This window comes from Thioalkalivibrio sp. HK1 (genome assembly GCA_000583135.1).
Classification (GTDB): domain Bacteria; phylum Pseudomonadota; class Gammaproteobacteria; order HK1; family HK1; genus HK1.
On sequence record JFBG01000011.1, the window covers coordinates 1 to 22,989 of the forward strand.

Consider the following 22,989-nt stretch of genomic DNA (forward strand, 5'->3'; position numbering starts at 1 on the left):
TATATCAATGCTGGGGCTGAATTTATCCCCCCCCCCCCCCCCTTTATGCAAGGGATCGGAGGTCTCCAAAGAGACAGGAGCGATGGGAGAGACGGGAATATCGTTATCCCATCCCAGTTCATTGAATAGCCGTTTGAAATTCCGGCGACGAAGAAGACCGGTCAGTTCGTTTTTGTTCATGGAAGAAGTCCTATCGAGCAGATGATATGGGGGCGTGTCGGCCCATCACCCTCAGGGATTGCAAGGAGACGGCCTTTTTTCCACATCCCCACTACCGAATCGATGAGCTCCGTATCGGAAGCACCTTGCCGGTTGAGGCGAACCAGCTTGTCTCGGGCAGCCTCCTTGAAAGGATATCGATATACACCCTCGATGACATCGCGCAAGTCGATATCGGAGTGTTCTCCTTTGAAAAGGCCGCTTTGCCATCGGTCTCTATGGATGTTCAGTTTGTTGTAGATTTTATTGCGAATGTTGTTGCTTCCGCCTAGATTTCCGCTCAAATCCATTTGCGCTTGCTGCACATGTTTTACCGCCGTCGCCACCGATTCATGATGATTGGTAGCAGGGGGCAGCCTTCGTTCGCTAGGAAGGCACTGAAGTAAATCCAACACCTTGGATTGAGACTGGGAGATGATATTGCCATCGGCGTCCACTTGGACCAAAAAATGGTGATTGTTATCGGTTCTGATATAGGCCAGAGTGCTCGCTTGCTCCTTTGTTCGCTTGGCGGAATAAGCCACATCGGGCAGCGATTTGATTTGGTTTTCCAAGTCGGGATTGTCTTTGATGGCCTGCTGCCAAATATCATACGCCCTGGTGATGAGGTCGACATCATCGTCGGTCTCTTCTAAAACCGCTTGGTCATTGTAGATTCTTTCCAAATTGATCTCTTTGTCATCGAAGAATTTCTCATCGGAACCCAAAATCTGCGCGCTTTGATTCAAGCGATTATCCAGTCGGGCGCGTAGACCGATCACTTTTTCTACCCCGTCTTCCGGCAAGAAACTGTAGCAGAGGATCTCCGTGGCTTTTTGACCGATTCGATCCACCCTACCTGCTCGTTGAATCAATCGAATCGTCGCCCAAGGGAGATCGAAATTGACGATGATTCGGCAATCTTGAAGATTTTGCCCCTCGCTGAGAGAGTCGGTGGTAATGAGAATACGGATAGGATTGTCAGCCTTTTCCAATCCATTGGAGTCGGGGCTGAAATTTTTCACGATGTCGGAGATATGATCGGTCTTGCCGCTGACCATCTTGATTCGATTCGGCTCGTCACCGAGAAGCTCTCGATGGAGATACTCCGCCGTATCTTTGTATTGAGTGAAGACAAGCAATTTTTCGTTTCGATGTTTGTTCATACAGAGGTTTCGAAGTTCGATCAATTTCCGATCGTTTCTTGCATTCCATAGACCGATATCGGATATGATCTCTATTAAATTCTTGCAATCTTTTTCCAAGTCATCGGCGATGGATTTATTGAAATATTCGACATTTATCCATTGAATTTTTTTATCCGCTTTTTTCAGCATTTCTTCGTAATGGATGGATCCTTTTTTCAGAAAATACTCCAGATCGAAGAAATTTCCGATATCATCGTCATTCTTTTCAAGGTCATCGTTTTCTTCGTTTTCGTAGAGGGTGAAAAGATTCCCAATGGGAAGTCGCTGACCTTTCCTCCATGCTGCAAGATAGATCGCATTGCGTAGGATATGTCTTTGTATCGAGAGAACGAAGGAGGGTCCGCAGCTCTCCAATCGTTTGAATAGCTGTGACTTGGTGAAACCGATCAAATGTCTTCCGGCACGGTTAAAATTCTTCGCGATCCTTTTTTCTTGTGCCGTTGCTCTATCCGGAAGCCCCTTTTGGGTAAGATATTCACCGAGACCGTATCGAGGTAGTTTGAGATTCGCTATGGTATCGACTGTTTTTTCCGAATACAAAGTCGAATACTGATCCTCTTTGTCATTGTCGATAGAAAAATGAAGGCATTGAGAGATTCTTTTGGGAAAATAGTGTCGTTGTCCGTTTTTGAAGGTAAGATAATGCAAGTTATTTGCAGGATCTTTCTGGGCATAATTCTGCTTGATGTGATTTCGGGTGCGTCGGATCATGAATACCCGCATCAATTCTCTCCAATCGTCTACGCAATCGCTATGCTCGAATGCGGCCAGAGAGGATACGAGAGTGTTGGTATGTTTGACTTTGAAATCCGAGCCGGATTTTTTCAATTCTTGAATATACATACTCGGCTGTATTCCCAAATCCATATCGGAGTTCAAGAACAATCTCAATTGACTGCTCATATCCGTGAATTGTTTATTATATGGAGTTGCCGTTATGAGAATGACTCGGCATTCGTTCTGTTCGATATATCTTTTGACCTGTGCATGTCGATGAGATTCTCGATTTCTAAGATTATGACTTTCATCGATGATGAGGGTGGGGAATCGCTTCATCTTATCCAGATTTTTCGTTTTTCCCAAAGAAAGCGCTTTTCCCGAGATTTCGTATTTTTCCAAGTAATCATGCTCCCACATCCCCTTCAAATTCGGGGGGCAAATCACCAGGATATTCCCGCCGTAGTCTTCTTGAAATGTTTTGGCGACGGCACTGGCGACAATCGTTTTTCCCAATCCGACGACGTCGCTGATGATGACTCCTCTGCGAGAATACAATTTCTGGACTGCGAGGGTGACAGCCTGTATTTGAAATTCGAGCATCTTATTTTGAAATATTTGAGGAATTTTGAAATTTTGCGCCCCATCGATGGCATCTTTCGAGAGCTCGTACGCCGTTTTAATGTAGATCTCATAAGGATGAATTTTGTTGCCGGCCCAGCTTTTTTCGATGATTTCAGCTAACTGGTCACTGATATCCAAACACCAACGATGGGTCCATTTGCCTTCAAACCAGTCGGCCAATTTTTTCGTGGCATCGATATCCAATACATCGATATTGAGTTCTCCTTGGTTCACCAATCCGGCCATTGTCAGATTACTGCTACCGACATAGCCGACAATCGGGGACATTCGATTGTCGGTATGAGCCAGATAGAGCTTGGCATGCAAGGGATAGGCTCCGAAGAATTTTACCTGCAACACCCCCTCACGGAGTTGCATGGCCAGTTTTTTCAACCCCCTCTCATCTCGATCCGTGGGAATACCATAAGTCAATTGTTTGGCGAGATCTCGGGCGAATTTCTCTTTGTGTTTGGAGGCGATTTTTTGAGTGATTTCTTGGGTGTCGTCGGCGTAATGGCAATGCACGGTGATATCGTCATTCCCCGGCATTCCGACGATTAAACGGCATGCCGGCTTGCCGGACTCCCGGGAGATGGACGAGATCGTTCGGGAAATTTTTACCCAGCCGCGCAAGTTGAAGTAGCCGACGCAGAAATCACCGCGCTTGGCCGTTTGCAGCGTTTCTTTCAGGCTATCGAGCAGTATTTCGCTTTCGTTGTCGTAGATTGTCGGCACGGTACATGTTCTCGAAGGAAGATGGTATCGGCGGTGTCAATTGCTTGCCGGTCCTTCCATTATCCCTCGTTTGGTGGTAAGTGGTAGCCCTCGTCGGGGGGTCGGATAGCGAAGGTCTCTCTCCTCGAAGGTAGAGCGATGGGGGCTTCTCAATCCGTTTTCATCCGATTTCTCTTCTTCCTTCGTAGGCCATATCCCGTTAGGCTATGTGGCATATCCATCCGTTTTCGGCAAGGGAAAAGACCATGTTCGCAGACCGACTGAAACTCGCTCGAAAGCGAGCCGGGCTTTCGGTGTCGGCTTTGGCCGGAGGCATCGGGGTCGGGAGCACTTCGAAGATCATCGAGGATTACGAGCGCGGGCGAGGGCTGCCCTCCACCTCGGTTTTATCGAGGCTTTGCGATGCACTGGATGTATCGATGGGATTTTTGCTGGGTCGAAGGGTTCTCGCAGTCAGGGATATCAAGTGGCGCCAAGAATCCGGCGTATCGGTCAAGGAGCGTGCTCGCGCCGAGGTGCTGGTTATCGAGCGGGTGGAAAAGTACTCGGAGATCGAGAGCATTCTCGATCTTCGGCCGATTAGGTGTCCCTTTGTCGGATTGCGCGTGAATATGCCGGTCGATGAGCGAGAGATCGAAAGGGTTGCCTCGAGACTACCGATCAATGGGGGTTGGGAATCGATCCGATTCTCAGCATGACTGCATTATTGGAAGAAAGGGGTTTGGTGGTCATTCAAGGCGATCTGCCCAAGCCTGTCGAGTGCCTGACCTGTCGGGTCGAGTGCGAAGGGCGAGAGCCGGTCGAGGTCATCGTGGTGTCTCGAAGTGGGGATATCGAGCGGCGGCGTTTTGGTTTGGCGCACGAGATCGCGCATCGAGTGCTTGTCGATACCGCTATTGCAGGTCGGCAGCACGAGTCTTCGATGAACCGCTTTGCCGGTGCTTTTTTGATTCAGCCGGAGCACCTGATGGGAAGTGTCGGCAAAGGTCGAAGCGCGATGACATCGAGCGAGATATTCCGCCTGAAAAAAGGCTACGGGGTACCGGCAGCGGCCATGTTGATGCGATTGGGGCAGGTCGGTATCTTGCCGCAGGGGGTTGTGGCCAAGGCTTTCAAGACCTTTGCCCGCAGCTGGATGAAGGAAGAGCCCGAGCCGATGGAGCACTTGGAGGGTTTTGCGGCTTTCGAGCAACCTCGGTGTTTTGAGAGATTGGTTTGGCAGGCGCTGGGAGAGCGCCTGATCATTCCGCTGCGGGCGGCACGGCTGCTGGGCATCCCCTTGAAGGAGGTCGAGACCATGCTCGAAGGGTGATCGACTCGTCGATGAGCCTTAGCTATTCGAAGGGTTCTCGATCATGGTGGAAGAGACCCGACCCCGATCGCGCTTTTAGAGCTTATGATAGGGTTTGGTATCGTGATGGTTCCCTTGAGTGAATCGGGGTCGCTCTCGCTGATGGCGATTCGCATATCGATGCGGAGCTGATCCATCTTGAGGTTCAGTTCATCCATCCTAAGGATCAACTCGTCGAATCTGGGATTGACGAGTTGCTCGAAGGCTTTGGTGACGGCCTGTTCGACGATGTCCACGATGAATTGACGAGCCTGCTCCGTCTCCATGTTCATCGTATTCTTTTTATCGCTCATCGCTGACTCTCCCCGGTCGTTCCTCTCATGGAAGGATCGGTTATTTGAGGATCGAGACGATGATGGCGGAGACTCCGATTGCGATCGCGCTTCCAAAGCCGGTGATAAGGCCGGATATGGCGATGGTTCCTTTCAGTCGAGCGGTGTTGCTCTCGCTGATGGCGATTCGCATATCGGTGCGGAGCTCCTCCATCTTACTGTTCTGCTCCTCCAGCCGAGTGCCTTGCTCCTCCATCCTACGGCTTTGCTCCTTCATGCTGATACCCTGTTCCTCCAATCTGATGCCTTGCTCCTCCATCTTACGGTCTTGCTCCTGCATCTTAAGATTCTGCTCGTCGAACTTGGGAATGACGACCTGTTCCAAAGCCTTGGTAACGGCCTGCTCGACGGCGACCGTGAAGAATTGGCGGGCTTGATCGGTATCCATGTTCACTCCGTTTTTCTCGTTGTCCATCGCTGACTCTCCTTGTGAATCTCGCCGGCGGTTATCGAAATCAAGCGCACCCTCTTCGGTAAGAGGGGCGCACTTGGAGAATACTACTATTTCTTGGACTTCGCCTATCCCGTTTAGTTCTCGTCAAGGCGAAGTTTTTTCTCTTTTTTCGGATATTCGGTGACTTGAAAAAGCAAAGGGCACGGCCCCGAAGCCGACGAAGACAGGCGAAGACAATGAGCGGCGAGCGATTGTCATCCTCTTCGGGCACTTGAATAGCTGCGGCGAGATAGCGAGATCCGGGGCCGGAGTCGGATTTCGGGTGGATGAGGCGAGTCATTGCGAGGGAAAAGTCGATGCCTTGATGTACCATTGTCGGTTTGATCCGACGGTCGATGGTGTGGTGATCACGGTCGCGAGTCGAATAGCTGTTGTAACGAGATGACAATTCAGATGGCAATTCGAGCGACAGACCGAATATCGTCGCTCATCCGTCGTCACTCATCGTTCCTTTGTCGTGTCGAACCCTCCCATCGGTGCCTTGAACGGGCGTCTTTTTTACAAGGTTTTCGGATATCGCTATGCGGCTGCGTAAGATTCGGCTTGCGGGATTCAAATCCTTCGTGGATCCCACGACCATCGAGTTTCCCGGTGCCGTTGCCGGGGTTGTCGGCCCCAACGGGGGAGGCAAATCCAATATCATCGATGCGGTGCGTTGGGTGATGGGCGAGATCTCCGCTCGTCACCTTCGTGGCGCCACCATGTCCGATGTCGTTTTCAACGGCTCCAATACCCGAAAGCCGGTCAGCGCCGCCAGTGTCGAGCTCGTTTTCGATAACAGCGAGGGTCGCGCCGGTAGCCGTTTCGCCGACTACAACGAGATCGCGGTGCGCCGTCAGGTCAGCCGCGACGGCCAGTCCACTTATTGGCTCAACGGTACCCGTTGCCGCCGACGGGATGTGATGGATATCTTCCATGGCACCGGCTTGGGGCCGCGCAGCTACGCGATCATCGAGCAAGGGATGATCTCGCGGTTGATCGAGGCCAAGCCGGACGAGATGCGCGATTTTCTCGAGGATGCGGCCGGGATATCGAAGTACAAAGAGCGGCGGCGCGAGACGGAAAATCGAATGCAGCATACCGTCGAGAATCTCGAGCGTCTCAACGATTTGCGCGAGGAGATCGATCGGCAGCTGGCCCATCTAGCGCGGCAAGCGACGCAAGCGGCGAAGTTCCGCGAGTTGAAAGCCGAGCAGCGCAGGCTCGAAAGCGAACACTTGGCTTTGCAATGGCAGGGATTGGATCGAGAGGCCGCTCTCCAATCCCGGCGCGTCGAGCAGCAGCAATCCCGCGTGGATGCGTCGCTCGCCGAGCAGCGCAAGTCGGAGAGCGAACTGGAACGCTCGCGCGCCGCCGGCGAGGAGGCGACGGAAGCGGGCAATCGTTGCTATCGCGAACTGATCGACGCCCAGGGGAGCGTGGCCCGCAGCGAGGAGTCCATCGCCTCCATGCGCCGCCGCAAGGAGGATTTGACCGAGACCTTGGCCCAAGAGGATGAGCGTTATCGAGCGATCACGGAGCGTATCGGGAACGAGCGGGCCGAGCGCGAGTCCTTGATTGCCCAGCTTGCTGTCGATGAACCCGCGCTCGAGGAGTTGCATGCCTTGGCGGCGGCGGAGCGCACGAAGTTGGAGGCGCTCGAACAGGAAGCCCAATCCTTGCAATCGGAGCTCGATCGTCTCACCGAGCGCGAGCGCGAGCCCGCTCGCAGTGCGCATGCGGAGCAGGCGGGGATCGCTCATCTCGAATCGGGGATCGAGGAGATGCGCTCGCGGCAAGGGACGCTGGAAGCCGAGCGCGAGGGAATCGATGTCGACACCCCGGCGCGGGAAGTGGAACCACTGCGCGAACGGATCGGCGAGATGGAGCGGGCGCTGGCCGAAGGAGAGGAGCATCAATCGGCGCTCGGAAAGAAGGTGCGTCGTTTGCGCGAGGATGCCGAATCGCTCGCCAAGGCGTTGCACGATACTCGGGCGACCCTCGCAGCGCTTAGGGCGCGTGCCGCCTCCCTCGCTGCCTTGCAGCAGCAAGCGCTCGGGATCGGAACGGGGGCGGCCACCGGCTGGCTCGAGGATGCGGGCTTTGCCCAAGCGGCGCGTTTGGCGCAGGCGATCAAAGTGGATGCGGGCTGGGAGCATGCGGTGGAAACGGTGCTCGGCGCTCGCCTGCAAGCGGTATTGACGCAAGGGGTGGAGGACTTGGCGGCCCAAGTCTCGAAGTTGGAGCAAGGCACCTTTACCGCGATCGACGCTGCGCGCAAGGACGATCCGCAGGATTCGAAAAATCCGCAGCCTTTGGATCGACCGGAGCTGAGATCGAAGGTCGATAGCGATTGGCCGATCTCCGATCTCTTTTTCGGGGTCCACTGCGTCGACGGGATCGACGAGGCGATCAAGGCGAGACCGCATCTGGGTTCGGGTCAGAGCGTCATCACCCCCGAGGGAACGTGGATCGGCCCGGCGTGGTTGCATGTGAGTCGGGGCGGGGAGGTCGAGGGCTACGGGGTTTTGGAGCGGGAGAAGGCGCTGCTCGCTTTGGAAGAGGAGATCGCGCAAGCCGAGGCGGGCGAGAGCGATTCGAAGCGGCGGGCTCGCGATAACGAAGAGGAATTGCGGGCCGCCGAGGAGGAGTACTCTACCGGCCAGCGGGCGCTCAACGAAGAGCATCGTCGTTATGCCGCTTTGCGCTCGGATCTCGCCACGCGCATCGCCGAGGCCGAACAGGCCAAGGCGCATCGTCTGCGTCTCGATGGCGAGATCGACAATCTCGCCGCGCGCATCGATCTCTCGCACGAGCGTCTTTCGAAATCCCGCGAGCAGTACGAACATTCGGCAAAGGAGCAGTCGCGGCTCTTGGCCGAGCGCTTGCAGTGCGAGGAGCGATGGCGGGTGCGCAGCGCCGATCTCGAGGCCCTGCGTGAACGTTGGCAGGGCCTGCGCGACGAGGCCTATACCTTGGGGCTACGGATCGAGGGGATGCGCTCGCGCCAGGTCGCGGCGCAAGATGCCCAAGTCCGCGATATTTCGCAGTTGGACGAGATCGAGGAGCGCCGGCGTTCGATCGGGGTATCCATCGAGGCTCTCGGCCCTCCGCTCGACGAGGCCTTGCAAAATCTCGAGCGAGAGCTCGCTCGGCGCAGCGAGTTGGAAGCGTCGATGCGTAATAAGCGCAGCGAAGTGGAAAGGCTCGAAGAAGCGGTGCGTCGGGCGGACGAGGAGCGGCAGCGAAAGATCGCGCAGGTCGAGAACGAGCGGCAGGTCTTGGAGCGTTTTCGAATCGAGAGCCAGGAATCCTTGGTGTTGCGGGCATCGATCGAAAAACGTCTGGCGGATGCCGACGAAGCGATCGAGACGCTGTTGGAGCGGATGGGGTCGGAGGCGACGGCGGATGCTTGGGCGGAAAAAATCAAGTCGGTGGAAAGGCGTATCCAGCGCTTGGGGGCGATCAATCTGGCGGCGATCGAAGAGCGCGAACGGCATGCCGAACGAAAACGCTACTTGGATGCCCAGCACGGCGATCTCGAATCGGCCCTCAAGACCCTGGAGTCGGCCATTCGAAAGATGGATGCCGAGACCCGCACCCGATTCCGCGATACCTTCGAGCGGGTCGACAAGGGGATTGCGGCGATGTTCCCGCGCCTTTTCGGCGGCGGCAGCGCCGGGTTGCGGCTGACGAGCGAGAATCTTCTCGAGGCCGGGGTGACGGTGATGGCTCATCCGCCGGGCAAGCGCAATACATCCATTCAGCTCCTTTCCGGCGGGGAAAAGGCGCTGACTGCGATCGCCCTCGTATTCTCGATCTTCGAGCTCAACCCGGCACCTTTTTGCATGCTCGACGAGGTCGATGCCCCGCTTGACGATCCCAATGTCGGGCGTTTTTGCGAGATGGTGCGGGAGATGTCGGCGCGGGTGCAGCTGATCATCATCACCCACAACAAGATCACGATGGAGACCGCCGAGCAGTTGGTCGGAGTGACCATGCACGAGCCCGGAGTGTCGCGCCCGGTCGCGGTGGATATCGACGCTGCGGTCGAGATGGCGGGAGCGGCATGAGCGGGCAGGCAATCTCTTCCTTACTCGGTAGAATAGGGCAGACTAACCGGGTGCACCCATCGACTTTCGGTCCGAGAGCGATGAACCTTGCACCGCTTGCATCCCGATCCGGGAATTGAACCTTTACCAGGAAGCGAGGATTGGACAGCCTGCGTCTCATCCTGTTGATCGCCGGGGTCATTTTGGTCATCGGTATCTACGTGTCCGGTCATCTTGCGCATCGCCGCAAGGCGGCGCGTTCGGGTAGGCGTGGTCGCCTATCCAAGGGCGCCGTCGATGTCAGTGCGCTGGCGGGGCTGCGGGCCGTGGACGAGAGTGAGGGTGGGGGCGACGAGATCGATGAATCTTCCGCCCTCGAGCAAACCGACCCGCTCCTGCCCGATCCATCCTTGCCGATCATCGCCTTGACCTTGATCGCCCGCCGCGAATCGATGAGCGGCTCGGCGATCATCGACGCTTTGGAGGCCGAAGGGCTGAAAGCGGGGCCGATGCGCATCTATCACTACCGATTTTTTCCGGATGCATCGGAGGAACCGTCTTCCCCCAAATCCACCTCGCGCTTGCCGCCGATCGTGTTTTCCATCGCCAATGCCACCGAACCCGGCGTCTTGGATCCGAAAACCCTGCACGAGGAGCGGATCCCGGGATTGGTCATCTTCATGAATGCCTCGGATCCGGCGCATACGATGCGGACGTTGGATGCGATGCTCGGTGTGGGCGTGCGCCTCGCTCGTAGGCTGGATGCGATTTTGGGTGATGCCCAACGCAACTACCTGACCCCTCGGGCGCGAGAGGCGTTGCGCGAACACGCCTTGAATCTCGCCCGGAATCGAGGTTGAAAAAGGCCGGCGCCGGCAATGGGTTTGTCGACACTCCCGCATTCGACGGATCCGATGCTCGTTCGTTTTTCGCTCCTTTTCGCTCGCTGATCGCAAGAGAATTCCAAGGTGGTCGATTCCCCGGAGGATCGAGTCGATTCGAAGGCCGAGAACTCGGCGGATCCCGCCAAGGATTCATCGTTGGATCCCTCGCCCTTGCCGCCGCCGGACTTGCCGCCCGATTCATCGCAAGCAAAAGAGCGGATCGCCTGGCTTCGAAAGACGATCGCCCATCACGATCACCGCTATTTCGTGCTCGACGATCCCGAGATATCGGATAGCGAATACGACGCCTTGATGCGCGAGCTCGAAGGGATCGAGGCTTTCTATCCCGTCCTCGTTATCCCCGAATCCCCGACGCAGCGGGTGGGGGCCGCCCCGCAAAAACGCTTCGCCGAGGCCGTGCATTTGCAGCCGATGCTATCGCTGGGAAATGCCTTCGACGAGTCCGATATCCGGGCATTCGACCGGCGTTTGCGGGAACGATTGGGGTTGTCGGGCGATGCTTCGAAAGACGATTCGAAAGACGACTCGAAAAGCGAGATCGAGGGTGCCACCCTCGATCTCTTCGCGGTCGAGGCGAATCTTGCTACCGATCAATCCTCTCCCGCCGATCCCGCGTCCGATCCCCTTGCCGATCCTTCGGCAATCTTGCAGATGGTCTATACCGGCGAGGTCAAGATAGACGGCCTTGCCGTCAACCTGCTCTACGAGCGAGGAAGGCTCGTGCGCGCCGCCACTCGGGGCGATGGGCAGCGCGGGGAGGATGTCACCTTGAATGTGCGTACCATCCGCAGCCTTCCCTTGATGCTCCGGGGCGAGGGTTGGCCCGAGACCTTCGAAGTGCGCGGCGAGATATTCATGGATCGAGCCGGATTCGAAAGGATGAATGCGCAGCTGCACGATCGAGGCGAACGCACCTTCGCCAATCCCCGCAATGCCGCTGCCGGCTCGCTGCGACAACTCGATCCCGCGATCACCGCCACCCGTCCTTTGCATATCCATTGCTACGGGATCGGCGCGGCGAGCCCGGATGCAGATCTGCCCTTGCGCCATCGCGAGTTGCTCGATCGTCTCGCCGATTGGGGGCTTCCGATCGACAGCCATATCCAAACCCTTTCGACCATCGAGGATTGCATCGCCTACCACGCGGATATCGCGGCCAAAAGAGATGCGATCGGCTACGACATCGACGGGGTGGTGCTCAAACTCGACTCCTTGCCCGCACGCGAGATCGTTGGGCAAGTGGCGAGAGCCCCGAGATGGGCGATCGCCTGGAAGTTTCCGGCCCAAGAAGCCTTGACCGAGGTCGTCGGCATCGAGGTGCAAGTCGGTCGTACCGGCGCGTTGACCCCCGTGGCCCGCCTCGATCCGGTCCACGTCGGCGGGGTCAAGGTCACCAACGCCACCTTGCACAATCAAGACGAGATCGATCGCAAGGATATTCGCATCGGGGATACGGTTTGGGTGCGCCGGGCCGGGGATGTCATCCCCGAGGTGATTCGTATCGTGCCCGAACGTCGCCCCGAAGGGACGCTTCCTTTCGCCTTGCCGCAGCGCTGCCCGGTTTGCGATTCACCGGCGAAGCGCGCCGAAGGGGAGGCGGTGCTGCGGTGTACCGGGGCATTGATTTGTCCCGCCCAGCGCAAACAGGCGATCCGCCATTTTGCGAGCCGGGGGGCGCTCGATATCGAGGGGATGGGGGGAAGGCTCGTCGACTATCTGGTCGAGAACGAGATCGTGAACGATTTCACGGATATATTCCGTCTCGAAGCCAAGACTTTGGAGGGCTTCTATCTGAAATCCCCCGAGGATCGGAAAAAAGCCAGATCCCAAGAGGGTTCGAAGGCTGCGAGCAATTTGATCGAGGCCATCGAGCGCGCCCGCAATACCACCTTGGAGCGGTTGCTGATCGCCTTGGGGATCCCGCATGTCGGCGAAGCCACCGCCATGGCCCTCGTGACCCACTTCGGTACCCTCGCCGCCTTGCGCTCCGCCGATGAGGATGCCTTGCTCGAGGTGCCGGATGTCGGTTCGATCGTCGCTGCGAGCATTCGCACCTTCTTCGCCGATGAGAACACTATCAAGATCATCGACGATCTCGAGCGTTATCTGACTTGGCCGGAAATCTTGCCCCGCCCCGCCGAGTCATCCAATGCCCGACCCGGCGAAGAGGACTCCCCCGATAAAACCCCGTCGGCGCCTTTGGTCGGTAAGATCTACGTGCTCACCGGCTCTTTGGAGACATTGACGAGGGCCGATGCCAAACGCCGGTTGCAGGGGTTGGGAGCCAAAGTCACCGGCAGCGTTTCTTCGAGCACCGATGCTTTGTTCGCAGGCCGCAATCCGGGATCGAAACTCGCCAAGGCCGGGAACTTGGGCGTTCCGGTTCTTGACGAAGCGGCTCTGCTGAAAATCATCGAGGAAGAATCCGTCGCTTCATAGATCGCCTTGCCGGCAGGAGAGACCGGCCTCGATATCGTCGAGATTTTCCTATCACAAGAGGCTGGTGTGCACTTGAACCGATCGTTTTCACTCTATTTGCAAGCGCGGATGGCTCGCATTTTCCTGCTCGGGATCATCAGCGGCTTTCCGTGGGTATTGATCGGCAGTTCGCTGACCCTGTGGTTGCAAGAAGAGGGTTTGAGTCGTACCACCATCGGTTGGTCCGGTCTTATTTTCACCGTTTATGCCGTCAATTTTTGCTGGGCGCCGCTGATCGATCGCATCCGGATCCCGATGTTGGCGAGGATCCTAGGGCACCGTCGCGCTTGGATCATCCCGCTGCAGATGATCATTTTGTTGGCGCTCTTGACTTGGAGCGGGATGAATCCGGCAGACAATTTGACGGTGGTGATCGCGATCGGATTGCTCATCGCCACCGCTTCTGCAACGATGGATATCGTGATCGATGCGCTGCGTATCGAGCAATTCGACCGCAACGAGAGCGAAGCGATGACGGCCGGGGCGGCGATGGCCACTCTCGGCTGGTGGACGGGATACCAACTCGGAGGGGCGGTGGCGCTCAAAGCCGCCGATATTCTTCAAGGGTTGGGGGTCGAGGAATATTGGCCGATGACCTTCATCCTTCTTGCAGCGGTGATCGTCCTTTGCAATATCGGATTGCTTTTCGTGCACGAATCGCAGCGTGAGCCTGCAGATCATGACGAGGGTTCATCGATCGAAAAAGCATCCGCCGATCGATCGGGCCTCGGTGCCTTCGCTCACCGGGTCCTTTCGTGGTTGACGAGTACCTTTGCTTCTCCGATGGTCGACTTTTTTCGGCGCAACGGTTTCACCATCGCTCTATCGTTGCTGGGGTTCATTTTTCTTTTCAAAATCGGCGAGGCTTTTTTGGGGCGCATGTCGCTGGTTTTCTACTCGGAAATCGGGTTCACAAAAAGCGAGATCGCTTTTTATTCCAAAACGATCGGCTGGGTGATCACGGTATTGGGCACATTGATCGGCAGTCTTTTGGCCATTCGCATCGGATTGGTGCGGGCCATGTTCTTGGCCGGCATTTTGATGGCCCTGACCAATCTGCTATTTGCCCAGATGGCTTGGGTCGGAAAATCGGAATCGCTTTTGGCCTTTGCGGTCGTCGCCGATGGCTTGACTGCGGCGTTTGCGACCGTCACTTTCGTCGCCTTCATATCGATGTTGGTGGATCGAAACTACACCGCCACCCAATATGCTTTGCTGGCATCGATCGGCAACGCCGGACGGACCACCTTCGCCGGCGCTTCCGGGGCCTTTGTCGATTGGTTGAACGGGGATTGGGGGATCTTCTTCATGATCACTACGTTGATGGTGATCCCTTCCCTGATCTGCCTATGGATCATTCGCCACCGCTTGGCGGAGATTCTCTCCGGAGCCAAGGTGCGGCTATTTTCCAAGAAAGTTCAGATTCGTAAATAGCAAGGGTTTAAAAGCGGGAGTTTTTTACCTTTCGTTTTTCCCGGTAGAGGTCTTTGTCGGCGCGGGCAATCAAGTCGAGGGGACCATCGCCCGATCGGTATTTTGCGACTCCGAAGCAGGCTCGGATCGATATCGTATTTCTAAAGCCATCGAAAGCGGCGATATCGAAAGGGGGAGCGTCGATGACCCCGCGCAGGCGCTTTTCGATCCGACGAATGCCTTGGTCGTCGGTATGGCTTGCCAAGAGCGCGAATTCATCCCCGCCATAGCGAAAGAGACGATCTTTTTTTCGGATAGCCCCTCGTATCCGATGTGCGAAGTCGATGAGAATTCCATCCCCCGCAAGGTGGCCGAAGCGATCGTTGATGCGCTTGAAATGATCGATATCGATCATCATCAGCGAAAGCGGTGTTTGATGCCTGGCGGCATTTTCAACCTCATGTTTCAAGATATCGTCCATCATCGCTCGGTTATAGGATCCGGTCAGTGGATCTTCCAACATCCCTCGAATCGCCTCTTTGTGGATCAGCGCATTGCGAAGAGGGAATTCGAGCAGCGGCAGGGCGCTTGCGATCTCTTTTTTTTCGAAGGCCAAGAAGGGGGTATCGCGAAAAAAAAGGATATCGCCTAGATCTTTTCTCTCATTCTCTATATATACGACCGAGTCCTTTGCCGTATCGGACGGATGTTCAGATAGATGCTTGGATGAATGCGCAGATGGATATAAACGAAGGCGAAAGCGGCATGAATACGCCCCCGAGCGACCGATAGCATGATCATCGATTCGATTTGCCGACTGAAGTCCCCGAAAGCGCAGGCCGAGGTGGGGCGCTCGTTCGTTCAATAGATTCGAGAACGCTTCGAGAATATCCTCGACATCCAGGCTTCTTTGCAAGGCGAGCGCGATTTTCAGTCGCCACTTCTCATCGGCGCTCTCCTCGGCGGCCCTCTCATCTGCGGGGCATTCAAGGTAGGCGGGAGCGCTGCGAGAAAGGTGGTGCCCTTCGCTCATCGGCAAGGGCCGAATCGAAGGGGGGCGTACCGCCTGAGTGTCGTCCTCGATCATTCGACGATTCCGATCTGGCCGTTTGCCAAGGGACATCCGGGGCCGAGCGCGAACACCACTCGATCGGCGGCCTCTTCGGGCATCGGGATCTCGGCGGGGTTCTCCGCAGGAAAAGCCCTTCTTCGCAGCGAGGTGCGCATCGAGCCCGGATAGATGCGAAAAATCTTCGGATTCCCGATCGCATCCATCTCATCGGCGAGGACTCTTGCCAGTCCTTCGAGCCCGGCTTTGGAAGCGGCGTAGGCTCCCCAATAAGCGCACTTGTCGCCGGTGTTTTTATCTTCCGCCGGGGGATCGCCATCCGAGGGATCGTCGAATCGATCGCTGATGAAAATCACTCTCGCATCCGGGTGACGTCTTAGCAAAGGCAGGCAAGCGGTGGTCAGGAAAAAAGGCGCATTGAGATTGATCTGCAGCGTGTGCAGCCAATGCAAGGGCTCTACATGATCGATCGGAGCCAAGCCGAAAAACGCCGCGGCCCCGTGCACGATCCCGTGAAGCGCACCGTATTCCTCATCGATCCGATCGACCAAGCCTGAATAATCCCCGGGGGTGGCACCGGCCAGATCCATCGGATAGATCGCCGGGGGCGGCGATCCCTCATCGACGATCCGATCGTGCAGTTCTTCCAAAGGGCGCACCGAACGACCAAGCAGCACCGTTCGAGCACCGGCTTTCGCCGCCGAGCGCGCCACCGCTCCTCCGAGCCCCCCACCGGCGCCGGTGATGAGCACCACCCGACCCTCGAGGCTGCCCGACAAAGCCGCTCGGTCGATTGCAAGAGGGATTTCCTTGTTCATCGGCATGGCTCGAAAGATTCTCGTTTTCGGACGCAGCAAGCGTACTTGGATTCATCGGGCTCTCGTGCGCTCGATGGCCCAATTCATCGACCCCCACACGATCGTTGCGGATGGGGAGGGAGCGATATATCGTTTTCGAGGGTCCTTTTCGAAAAAAAGCCCATCGCTGTCAAATCAATCGATCGGGACCAAGGTCAGATCGAATACGACCTTCCAATATGGCTCGTCGACCTTGCCGGATAGATCGTAGCCCTCATCGGGAAAGCTGCTTGCCTGCATCTTTTGATATCGCATGATAAGGTCTTCGCGGACGCCGAAGACCGTATCCTGATCGAGATAGGGATCGTCGGCCGAGAATATCTCCGTCACCAGCGTTTTATAGCCATCGGCCTTGACGATGAAGTGCAAATGCGCCGGTCTCCATGGATGGCGCCCGCAGGCGCGCAGGATATCGCCGACCGGCCCATCGGTAGGCACCGTATATTCGACCGGGCGCAAGGTGGTGAAGGCATAGCGACCATCGTCGCCGACGCTTTGGATCCCGTGGAAGGAATAGGTTTCCTGATCCGGATCTTGGCTGGAATAAAGTCCGTTGGGTGCGGTTTGCCAAATATCCAAAGTGGCATCGGGGATCGGGTTGCCTTGCGGGTCTTTGATCGTCCCCTTGACCAGCAAGATCGGATCCGGAAAATCTTTGCGCAGATCGCCGCCTAGGGGTAGCGGCGGCGAATCGGGGATATGGAAGGGGCCGAGCACCGATGAAGACGTGCCTTGCGGGCTTGAATGCAGCATATCGACCAAAGACGACAGACCCAGAACATCGGATAAAAGTACGAATTCATGCCGCTGCGCATTCGAAATCCGGCCCGCTTTTTCCAAAAACTCGATGCCCTTATTCCACTCTTCATGAGTCAAGTTCACTTCCGTCGCAAAGCGATGTAAGTGCTTGACCAAGCACCCCAAGACTACCCTTAGACGGGGATCCATATCGGATCCCATGTAGCCCATGAAAGTATCGGTGATATTGTCTTCGTCGATATTGCGCATGATGAACCCTTCCCTCAATTCAAAATGGCCAGACTGAGTGATGGAAAGCGAATCAGGAGAATCAGAACGAGGAGCATCACGAAAGCGAAGGGCAATGCACCCAAGAATACATCTTTGAGTTTGATCCGATCGTCATCGAGGGTCGCCTTGATGACGAAGCAACTAAGACCCAAAGGTGGTGTAAGCAGCCCGATTTCCGCCGCGACAACGGCTACGATGCCGAACCACACAAGACTCAAACCCATGCTATCGATCAAGGGCAGGAATAGCGGCACGACGATCAGAATAATCGAGGCCGTATCGAGGATTGTTCCAAGGAACAGCATCAAGACGACGAAGATGAGCATGATCCGGAAGAAGTCGAATTGATATGAGACGAGAATATTTTGCAACTCGTTCGGAAGTCCGGCGATACCCAACATGCGCGCATACATCGAGGCGGCGGTGATCAGAAATAGGATTGCGGCCGTGATATGACCGGTCTCGATGACGATCTCCCACAGGCTTCGCAAATTGATACGACCGCGCAGTGCCGCGATGACGATACCTAGAAGAGATCCGGCAGCGCCGGCTTCGACCGGGGTGGTCCACCCGGTGTAGATACAGCCGAGCACAACGAGGATCAGAGCGACGATGGGGAGTGTTTTCTTTGCGATTTCGGACCAAGACATCAAATCACGGCTTTCGATATTCGTTCCGCCGATGAATCCCGGTGTGAAACGCCCCATCAACCAAATGGCGACGATATAAGCGAGTGCCAGCAATAATCCCGGTACGATCCCGGCGAGGAACATCTCTCCTACCGATTGTTCAGCGACGAACGAGTAGATGATCAGCATCGCCGAAGGCGGGATGATCATGCCGAGCACGGAGGATCCGGCTACGACCCCGACGGCAAAGCGCGGGTTGTAATCGTGGCGCAGCATCTCGGGCACCGACATCTTCGAGAAAACCGAAGCCGAAGCGATCGATGATCCGGTCACGGCGGAAAAAACGGCGTTCGCCCCCACGGTGGCCATACCGATTCCACCGGAAACACGCCGGTAGCATTGATTCATCACTGCATAGATATCAGCGCCTAGCCCGGCTTTCGAGACGATAAGCCCCATGAGTGTGAAGAGTGGAATGGTGGCGAAGGTGTATTCCATCGCGCTGTCACCGATGGCTATTTTGAGAAGGGCAAACGATAGATCCGCGCTGTCGCGCATAATCCAGATGGCAACGAAGCTGATCAGCCCAAGAGCGATAGGGATATGAACGCCTAGATAGATCAAAAAGATGATCGCAATGATCGAGGATATGCCGATTTCAACGGGGGTCATGAGCTATCTTATGGTTACGAGGCGGCATTTTGACCTCGGGGTTTGAAGATATGCAGGGCGAAGAGCGTGGCACAAAGGCCGGTGCTTAGAAAAATCACCAATTTGACGGGCCACCAAGGTGCGGTGAAGACCCCGGGTACGCCGAAGAAATCTTGGCTTTCCCACATATCCAAGAACTCCGGCCAAATAGCGATGGCCACCAGCACCATAAAAAGTCCGCCGACAAGATCGATGCATCGGCTCAAATTCCTACCCCATTGGGGTTTGTTTCGATGAATCAGCCCCAAAAATCCCTCGGATCGAGTCAGTCGACCTACTCGGATTACATCTGGTAGTTGCAAAAATACGATCAGAACCATGGCGAACTGTACAACCTCCACCGCCCCGAGAAATGGCTTGTTGAAAAACCCTCGCGCGATGATGTCGTAACCGACGATCGCGATTAGTATGATCACGACAAAAGTACCGGCGGCATTGGCCGCTTGGGCAATGCCGCCGATGCCTTTTATGAATTTGTCGATCATGGGAAGGGTTCAATTCGCCGCATTCTCAGCTGCCCAGTCCCTAACGGGCTCGAAACCCGCATTGCGTAGCTTCGCCATATAGGCATTAAGCATCGGGGTCCCCGGCTGACCGGCATCGTCAAGTTTTTTGGCCCATTCGGCGGCGATATTCGGCATGGCGTTGGCCCAAGCCGTGCGCTCCGCAGGGTCCATGTCAACGATGGTGCCGCCGGCGGCGATGTAGGCATCACGGCTGGCTTTCGCACGATCCATGGCGATGCCCGCGACGTGATCTCGATAGGCCAAGGCAACTTCTTGCAGCGCCTTTTTCACCTCGTCGGGTAGCCTCTCCCAATACCCTTTGTTCACGGTGATTGTCTTGGAGTTCACCGCTCCTATATTGGCGCGCAGCATATAGGGCGCCACTTCGGCGATCTTGAAAGTTTTGGCGGCTTCGGGCCAAAGCATCGCATGATCCACAAGACCGGTTTGCACCATATTATAAAAATCGGTCAGACCGCCACGGACACCGGCAGCACCTTTGATTCCCTCGAGATAGCGCAGATTCATGCCCGCCCCCGCCACCTTGCTTCCCTCGATATCCACAAGCGCATTCACCGGGTTACGCGAAAACAATTGATAAGTATCCAGAACAACGCCCGTTGCGAGATAGACCTGATTCTGTTTTTCGAATTCGGCCTGCATGGTCGGGAATTCCTTTGCGATCTCGTCAACGGCTTTCGCGACGGCACGCGCATCGTCGGCGACGAAAGGAGTCGCCGCCGCGATCGCTTGGCTGGGCAGTTTGGAACTATGGAAAATCGTGGTCACGATCCCGATATCTCCAAGGCCTAATTTGATGCCTTCGAGCACTCCTTTGGGCTTTACGATCGTCCCTCCATAGCTTTCTTGCCAGTCCATTTTATAGTTACCGGACATCGCCAGTCGTTTATCGATCTCAGGGATGAAGAAATTCGTGAATTCCTTTACCCACAGAGCTCGCGCGGGATAGCCGTCGATCACCACGGCCTTGATGGTTTCCGTAGCGAAACTCGATGCGCTCGTCATGGCGACCAAAATCGCTCCAAGCAGCATTCGGATTGCGTGGTTTTTCATGGTCATCTCCTCGGGTTGATTGTATCGAAGTCGCTTAGGTTTTTCGCCATTGCACATCGAGATTCGTTCCTGCTGCTTCGAATAGTTTGGCGATCGCGCAATATTTGGCGGTTTCTTCCCCGACCTTTTTCAACTCCGCCTCCGATGCTGAGCCGGTGCAATTCACCGTCAGTGTGATTTCAGGAAAGGGAAGATCGATTTCTTCTTCCATCAACACCCCCCGACGGTCGAATTCGCAACTCGCATCGATGGTGATATCGCCCAAGTCGACTCCGAGACGTCGAGCGTTTTTGTGGCCGATGACATTCGTGCAGGCAATCAGTGCCGCCAACACGGTTTCTGTAGGGGTGATGCCTTCGTTGGTGCCTCCGCGCTCCTTCGGCTCGTCGATCACTGTGATCAAGTCCCGGATCGGGATCTCGGTACGGGAGTGGCTAGTGGCCTTCGCCGTGGTGCGGTAGGTCACGACCTTCTTCATTTTGATCGCCATGGTTCAGATCACCTCGCATGCGTCGTTGAATTCAAAACGTGGCAGTTTTTGGAATAGCGCTTTTTCATCTGCGTATCCCAAATTGCAAAGGAAATTCGATTTCCACCCGGATTCAAAAAAGAATTCATCGTCGACGACCGCGTTGGAAAAGCCTGACATGGCGCCGACATCGAGCCCCATTGCCCGGGCCGCAATCATCAAATAAGCCCCTTGCAGGGTCGAATTCCTAAAGGCGGTATCATGGGCGTAATCCTCCTTGCCATCGAAAAGCGCTTTTCTATCCTCGTGGGGAAATAAAAAATCGAGACGCTGCCAATATAGCGGATCCCAAGCGACGATCGCGGTTACCGGCGCAGAGCGCATCTTGTCGATATTCGTCGCTTTCAAAGACTTGGCCAGACGATTCTTGCCCTCCTCGCTTTTGACGAAGACGAATCGCGCCGGGCAGGTGTTCATGCTGGTCGGCCCTTGAATCGCGATGCCGTAGATCGTTCGCAGCATTTCGTCGCTGACCGGACGGTCCGTCCAAGCGTAATGCGATCGCGCATTGCGGAGGATCAGATCGATCGAGATATCGTCCAGTCGACTTTTACGAGCCCGAAGCGCCTGTATCGATTTTTGTGCCCGGAGCCTTGAATCCTCCGATGGCTTTCCGTTGTCGATCATCGTTCGTTCGCGACCTTGGATGCGATCGAGGATTCGCTGACGATCGGGCTGGAACAGATACCGATCGATTCGATCTCGATATCTACGGTTTCACCCGGGCGCAACCAACGTGGCTCGGGCTTCTTGGCATGCCCGACCCCCGGAGGGGTGCCCATGGCGATATGATCGCCTGGTTCGAGGGTGGAGTATTCCGAGATGATCGCAATCGTTCGGGCAACGTCCCAGATCATATTGGAAGTATTTGATGATTGCAGAATTTCATCGCCGACCCGACTTTCGATATTCAGATCCTTGGCACCTTCGGGCAATTCGTCGGGGGTGACGACGAAAGGACCGATTGCGCCGGTGCTGTCGAAATTCTTTCCCGGCGTCCATTGATGGGTTTTGCGCTGATAGTCGCGCACCGAACCATCATTGAAGACCGTATAGCCGAAGACATGATTCAACGCATCGGCCTTCGGGATATGACGCCCCCTTTTGCCGATGATCAGCAGCAGCTCGGCTTCGTAGTCGAGCATATTCGAGCAAGAAGGACGCACCATCGGGGCTCCGGCGGCCATCAGCGAATTGTTTCCTCGCATGAAGAGCGCCGGGTAGTCCGGGATATCGTAACCACCCTCTTTGATATGCTCGACATAGTTAAGGCCAAGACAGATAAATTTTCCAGGAGTCCCGATAGGCAGCGCAGGTACGATATCGCCGAGGGTGTGGATATCCTTGCTATGTATCTCCGCCGCTTTTTTCCGCAGCTCATCGGATGCGGCCAGAGCGGAAAGATCTTGCCCGATCTCCGGAAGAGCCGAGGTGAGGTTGGTTGCCGTATCATCGTATACGGCAAAGACGCTTTGTATCTTGCCGATAGTCCCGACGAGAAAACGCATTCGAATCTCCTGGTCGACCGAGTCGAATCTTTGACGGTAGATAAAGAATCGATTCAAGTAAAATGGTGATTTTCGATTTCTTGAATTGGAGAACGGACTATGCCCGCTTGGGAAGAGTATAAAGCAAAGGCCAAATCGCGAGGTGCGCTCGCCCATGAGTTCTACATGGTTTTTTCGACGCCTATGGGCGATGAGGCCAAGGTGCAAGAGATGTTACCCGAGCATCTTGCTTATCAAGCCGAGCAGGAGTCATTGGGGACGCTTTTTCTCGCCGGCCCGATATCGGATATATCGGGGGAGTGGATGCAAGGGATCGGCCTGATTATCTATCGCGCCGCCTCGTTCGAGGAAGCCAAGATCATCGCCGATGCGGATCCGATGCATCGAAGTGGTGCGCGCAGTTATGTGATGCGCCGCTGGCTTATCAACGAAGGTTCGATGACGCTTTGCGTCGGTCTATCGGCGCAGTCCGTGGACTTTGCATAATTCCCTCGGGTCTTGATGCGATGTCGGGACATGATCTTTTTTTTGAGCGGAGTATGCCATGATTCCATGATTGATCGCTTGTTATCCGAAAGACCATGCTCTTTGCGAATAGGAAAAACTCGAAGGCCCTCGCTCGGTATCTTCA

General features: G+C 55.6%; 20 protein-coding genes. 7 read left to right on the forward strand and 13 right to left on the reverse strand.

Annotation, left to right across the window (positions count from 1 at the left end; all coding sequences use genetic code 11):
• Together BF99_RS20130 and BF99_RS0103485 are read right to left on the reverse strand one after the other, a co-directional pair.
• Window positions 1–180 (reverse strand): hypothetical protein (locus tag BF99_RS20130; RefSeq protein ID WP_038097151.1); only part of this gene is annotated, 180 nt, incomplete at its 3' end.
• On the reverse strand, window positions 177–3,482 hold the full coding sequence (locus BF99_RS0103485) for a helicase-related protein (RefSeq protein ID WP_025769774.1): 3,306 nt from the start codon (window positions 3,480–3,482) through the stop codon (window positions 177–179). The genes BF99_RS20130 and BF99_RS0103485, both read right to left, overlap by 4 nt.
• A 245-nt stretch (window positions 3,483–3,727) precedes the next feature.
• On the opposite strand from BF99_RS0103485, the gene BF99_RS23285 reads away from it, so the two are divergent.
• Window positions 3,728–4,180, forward strand: coding sequence for a helix-turn-helix domain-containing protein (locus tag BF99_RS23285; RefSeq protein ID WP_197019026.1), 453 nt, complete (start codon window positions 3,728–3,730; stop codon window positions 4,178–4,180).
• Window positions 4,177–4,794 (forward strand): ImmA/IrrE family metallo-endopeptidase, encoded by a 618-nt coding sequence (locus tag BF99_RS23290; protein ID WP_197019027.1) that lies wholly within the window; start codon window positions 4,177–4,179, stop codon window positions 4,792–4,794. Before BF99_RS23285 ends, BF99_RS23290 begins: the two co-directional genes overlap by 4 nt.
• Window positions 4,795–4,835: 41 nt before the next feature.
• Here BF99_RS23290 and BF99_RS0103495 read toward each other — a convergent pair whose 3' ends face one another.
• Both BF99_RS0103495 and BF99_RS0103500 read right to left on the reverse strand, forming a co-directional pair.
• Entirely contained in the window at window positions 4,836–5,126 is a 291-nt protein-coding gene (locus tag BF99_RS0103495; protein ID WP_025769775.1) for a hypothetical protein, read from the reverse strand.
• Between the two features lie 40 nt (window positions 5,127–5,166).
• Window positions 5,167–5,580 (reverse strand): hypothetical protein, encoded by a 414-nt coding sequence (locus BF99_RS0103500; protein ID WP_025769776.1) that lies wholly within the window; start codon window positions 5,578–5,580, stop codon window positions 5,167–5,169.
• 560 nt (window positions 5,581–6,140) lie between these two features.
• On the opposite strand from BF99_RS0103500, the gene smc reads away from it, so the two are divergent.
• From smc to BF99_RS0103520, 4 genes are all read left to right on the forward strand, one after another.
• Window positions 6,141–9,671, forward strand: coding sequence for a chromosome segregation protein SMC (gene smc / locus BF99_RS0103505; RefSeq protein WP_025769777.1), 3,531 nt, complete (start codon window positions 6,141–6,143; stop codon window positions 9,669–9,671).
• A gap of 140 nt (window positions 9,672–9,811) precedes the next feature.
• On the forward strand, window positions 9,812–10,510 hold the full coding sequence (locus tag BF99_RS0103510; RefSeq protein ID WP_025769778.1) for a cell division protein ZipA C-terminal FtsZ-binding domain-containing protein: 699 nt from the start codon (window positions 9,812–9,814) through the stop codon (window positions 10,508–10,510).
• Window positions 10,511–10,720: 210 nt separating this feature from the next.
• Window positions 10,721–12,994, forward strand: a complete 2,274-nt coding sequence (gene ligA / locus BF99_RS23295; protein ID WP_038097168.1) for an NAD-dependent DNA ligase LigA — start codon at window positions 10,721–10,723, stop codon at window positions 12,992–12,994.
• Window positions 12,995–13,066: 72 nt separating this feature from the next.
• Window positions 13,067–14,467 (forward strand): AmpG family muropeptide MFS transporter, encoded by a 1,401-nt coding sequence (locus BF99_RS0103520; protein ID WP_038097171.1) that lies wholly within the window; start codon window positions 13,067–13,069, stop codon window positions 14,465–14,467.
• 7 nt (window positions 14,468–14,474) lie between these two features.
• Here BF99_RS0103520 and BF99_RS21815 read toward each other — a convergent pair whose 3' ends face one another.
• The 9 genes from BF99_RS21815 to BF99_RS0103570 form a co-directional block, all read right to left on the reverse strand.
• Window positions 14,475–15,533, reverse strand: coding sequence for a GGDEF domain-containing protein (locus BF99_RS21815; protein ID WP_025769781.1), 1,059 nt, complete (start codon window positions 15,531–15,533; stop codon window positions 14,475–14,477).
• Complete coding sequence (locus BF99_RS0103530; RefSeq protein ID WP_197019028.1) at window positions 15,530–16,333, reverse strand: SDR family NAD(P)-dependent oxidoreductase; 804 nt, start codon at window positions 16,331–16,333, stop codon at window positions 15,530–15,532. The genes BF99_RS21815 and BF99_RS0103530 overlap by 4 nt, the downstream gene beginning before the upstream one ends.
• 174 nt (window positions 16,334–16,507) lie before the next feature.
• Window positions 16,508–17,380 (reverse strand): dioxygenase family protein, encoded by an 873-nt coding sequence (locus BF99_RS0103540; protein WP_025769783.1) that lies wholly within the window; start codon window positions 17,378–17,380, stop codon window positions 16,508–16,510.
• Between the two features lie 14 nt (window positions 17,381–17,394).
• Window positions 17,395–18,702 (reverse strand): TRAP transporter large permease, encoded by a 1,308-nt coding sequence (locus BF99_RS0103545; RefSeq protein ID WP_025769784.1) that lies wholly within the window; start codon window positions 18,700–18,702, stop codon window positions 17,395–17,397.
• A 14-nt stretch (window positions 18,703–18,716) separates the two neighbouring features.
• On the reverse strand, window positions 18,717–19,226 hold the full coding sequence (locus BF99_RS0103550) for a TRAP transporter small permease subunit (protein ID WP_025769785.1): 510 nt from the start codon (window positions 19,224–19,226) through the stop codon (window positions 18,717–18,719).
• Window positions 19,227–19,235: 9 nt separating this feature from the next.
• The gene (locus BF99_RS0103555; protein WP_156013145.1) at window positions 19,236–20,321 is read right to left on the reverse strand and encodes a C4-dicarboxylate TRAP transporter substrate-binding protein; all 1,086 of its coding nucleotides are present in this window, start codon (window positions 20,319–20,321) and stop codon (window positions 19,236–19,238) included.
• 34 nt (window positions 20,322–20,355) lie between these two features.
• A complete protein-coding gene (locus BF99_RS0103560; protein WP_025769787.1) occupies window positions 20,356–20,811 on the reverse strand; it encodes an OsmC family protein in 456 nt (151 codons plus the stop codon).
• 3 nt (window positions 20,812–20,814) lie between these two features.
• Window positions 20,815–21,477 carry a malonic semialdehyde reductase gene (locus tag BF99_RS0103565; protein WP_025769788.1) on the reverse strand — a complete coding sequence of 221 codons (663 nt, stop codon included), beginning with the start codon at window positions 21,475–21,477 and terminating at the stop codon, window positions 20,815–20,817.
• Window positions 21,474–22,358 (reverse strand): fumarylacetoacetate hydrolase family protein, encoded by an 885-nt coding sequence (locus BF99_RS0103570; protein WP_025769789.1) that lies wholly within the window; start codon window positions 22,356–22,358, stop codon window positions 21,474–21,476. Before BF99_RS0103570 ends, BF99_RS0103565 begins: the two co-directional genes overlap by 4 nt.
• Before the next feature lie 165 nt (window positions 22,359–22,523).
• On the opposite strand from BF99_RS0103570, the gene BF99_RS0103575 reads away from it, so the two are divergent.
• On the forward strand, window positions 22,524–22,844 hold the full coding sequence (locus BF99_RS0103575; protein WP_306699522.1) for a YciI family protein: 321 nt from the start codon (window positions 22,524–22,526) through the stop codon (window positions 22,842–22,844).
• Window positions 22,845–22,989: the final 145 nt, after the last annotated feature.

What these genes read in the sequence shown, in the direction of transcription:
- BF99_RS23285 (WP_197019026.1), top strand. Translation starts at nt 3,728, where the DNA reads ATGTTCGCAGACCGACTGAAACTCGCTCGAAAGCGAGCCGGGCTTTCG.
- BF99_RS23290 (WP_197019027.1), top strand. Translation starts at nt 4,177, where the DNA reads ATGACTGCATTATTGGAAGAAAGGGGTTTGGTGGTCATTCAAGGCGAT.
- BF99_RS0103495 (WP_025769775.1), bottom strand. Translation starts at nt 5,126, where the DNA reads ATGAGCGATAAAAAGAATACGATGAACATGGAGACGGAGCAGGCTCGT.
- BF99_RS0103500 (WP_025769776.1), bottom strand. Translation starts at nt 5,580, where the DNA reads ATGGACAACGAGAAAAACGGAGTGAACATGGATACCGATCAAGCCCGC.
- smc (WP_025769777.1), top strand. Translation starts at nt 6,141, where the DNA reads ATGCGGCTGCGTAAGATTCGGCTTGCGGGATTCAAATCCTTCGTGGAT.
- BF99_RS21815 (WP_025769781.1), bottom strand. Translation starts at nt 15,533, where the DNA reads ATGATCGAGGACGACACTCAGGCGGTACGCCCCCCTTCGATTCGGCCC.
- BF99_RS0103530 (WP_197019028.1), bottom strand. Translation starts at nt 16,333, where the DNA reads ATGAACAAGGAAATCCCTCTTGCAATCGACCGAGCGGCTTTGTCGGGC.
- BF99_RS0103540 (WP_025769783.1), bottom strand. Translation starts at nt 17,380, where the DNA reads ATGCGCAATATCGACGAAGACAATATCACCGATACTTTCATGGGCTAC.
- BF99_RS0103545 (WP_025769784.1), bottom strand. Translation starts at nt 18,702, where the DNA reads ATGACCCCCGTTGAAATCGGCATATCCTCGATCATTGCGATCATCTTT.
- BF99_RS0103550 (WP_025769785.1), bottom strand. Translation starts at nt 19,226, where the DNA reads ATGATCGACAAATTCATAAAAGGCATCGGCGGCATTGCCCAAGCGGCC.
- BF99_RS0103555 (WP_156013145.1), bottom strand. Translation starts at nt 20,321, where the DNA reads ATGAAAAACCACGCAATCCGAATGCTGCTTGGAGCGATTTTGGTCGCC.
- BF99_RS0103560 (WP_025769787.1), bottom strand. Translation starts at nt 20,811, where the DNA reads ATGGCGATCAAAATGAAGAAGGTCGTGACCTACCGCACCACGGCGAAG.
- BF99_RS0103565 (WP_025769788.1), bottom strand. Translation starts at nt 21,477, where the DNA reads ATGATCGACAACGGAAAGCCATCGGAGGATTCAAGGCTCCGGGCACAA.
- BF99_RS0103570 (WP_025769789.1), bottom strand. Translation starts at nt 22,358, where the DNA reads ATGCGTTTTCTCGTCGGGACTATCGGCAAGATACAAAGCGTCTTTGCC.
- BF99_RS0103575 (WP_306699522.1), top strand. Translation starts at nt 22,524, where the DNA reads ATGGTTTTTTCGACGCCTATGGGCGATGAGGCCAAGGTGCAAGAGATG.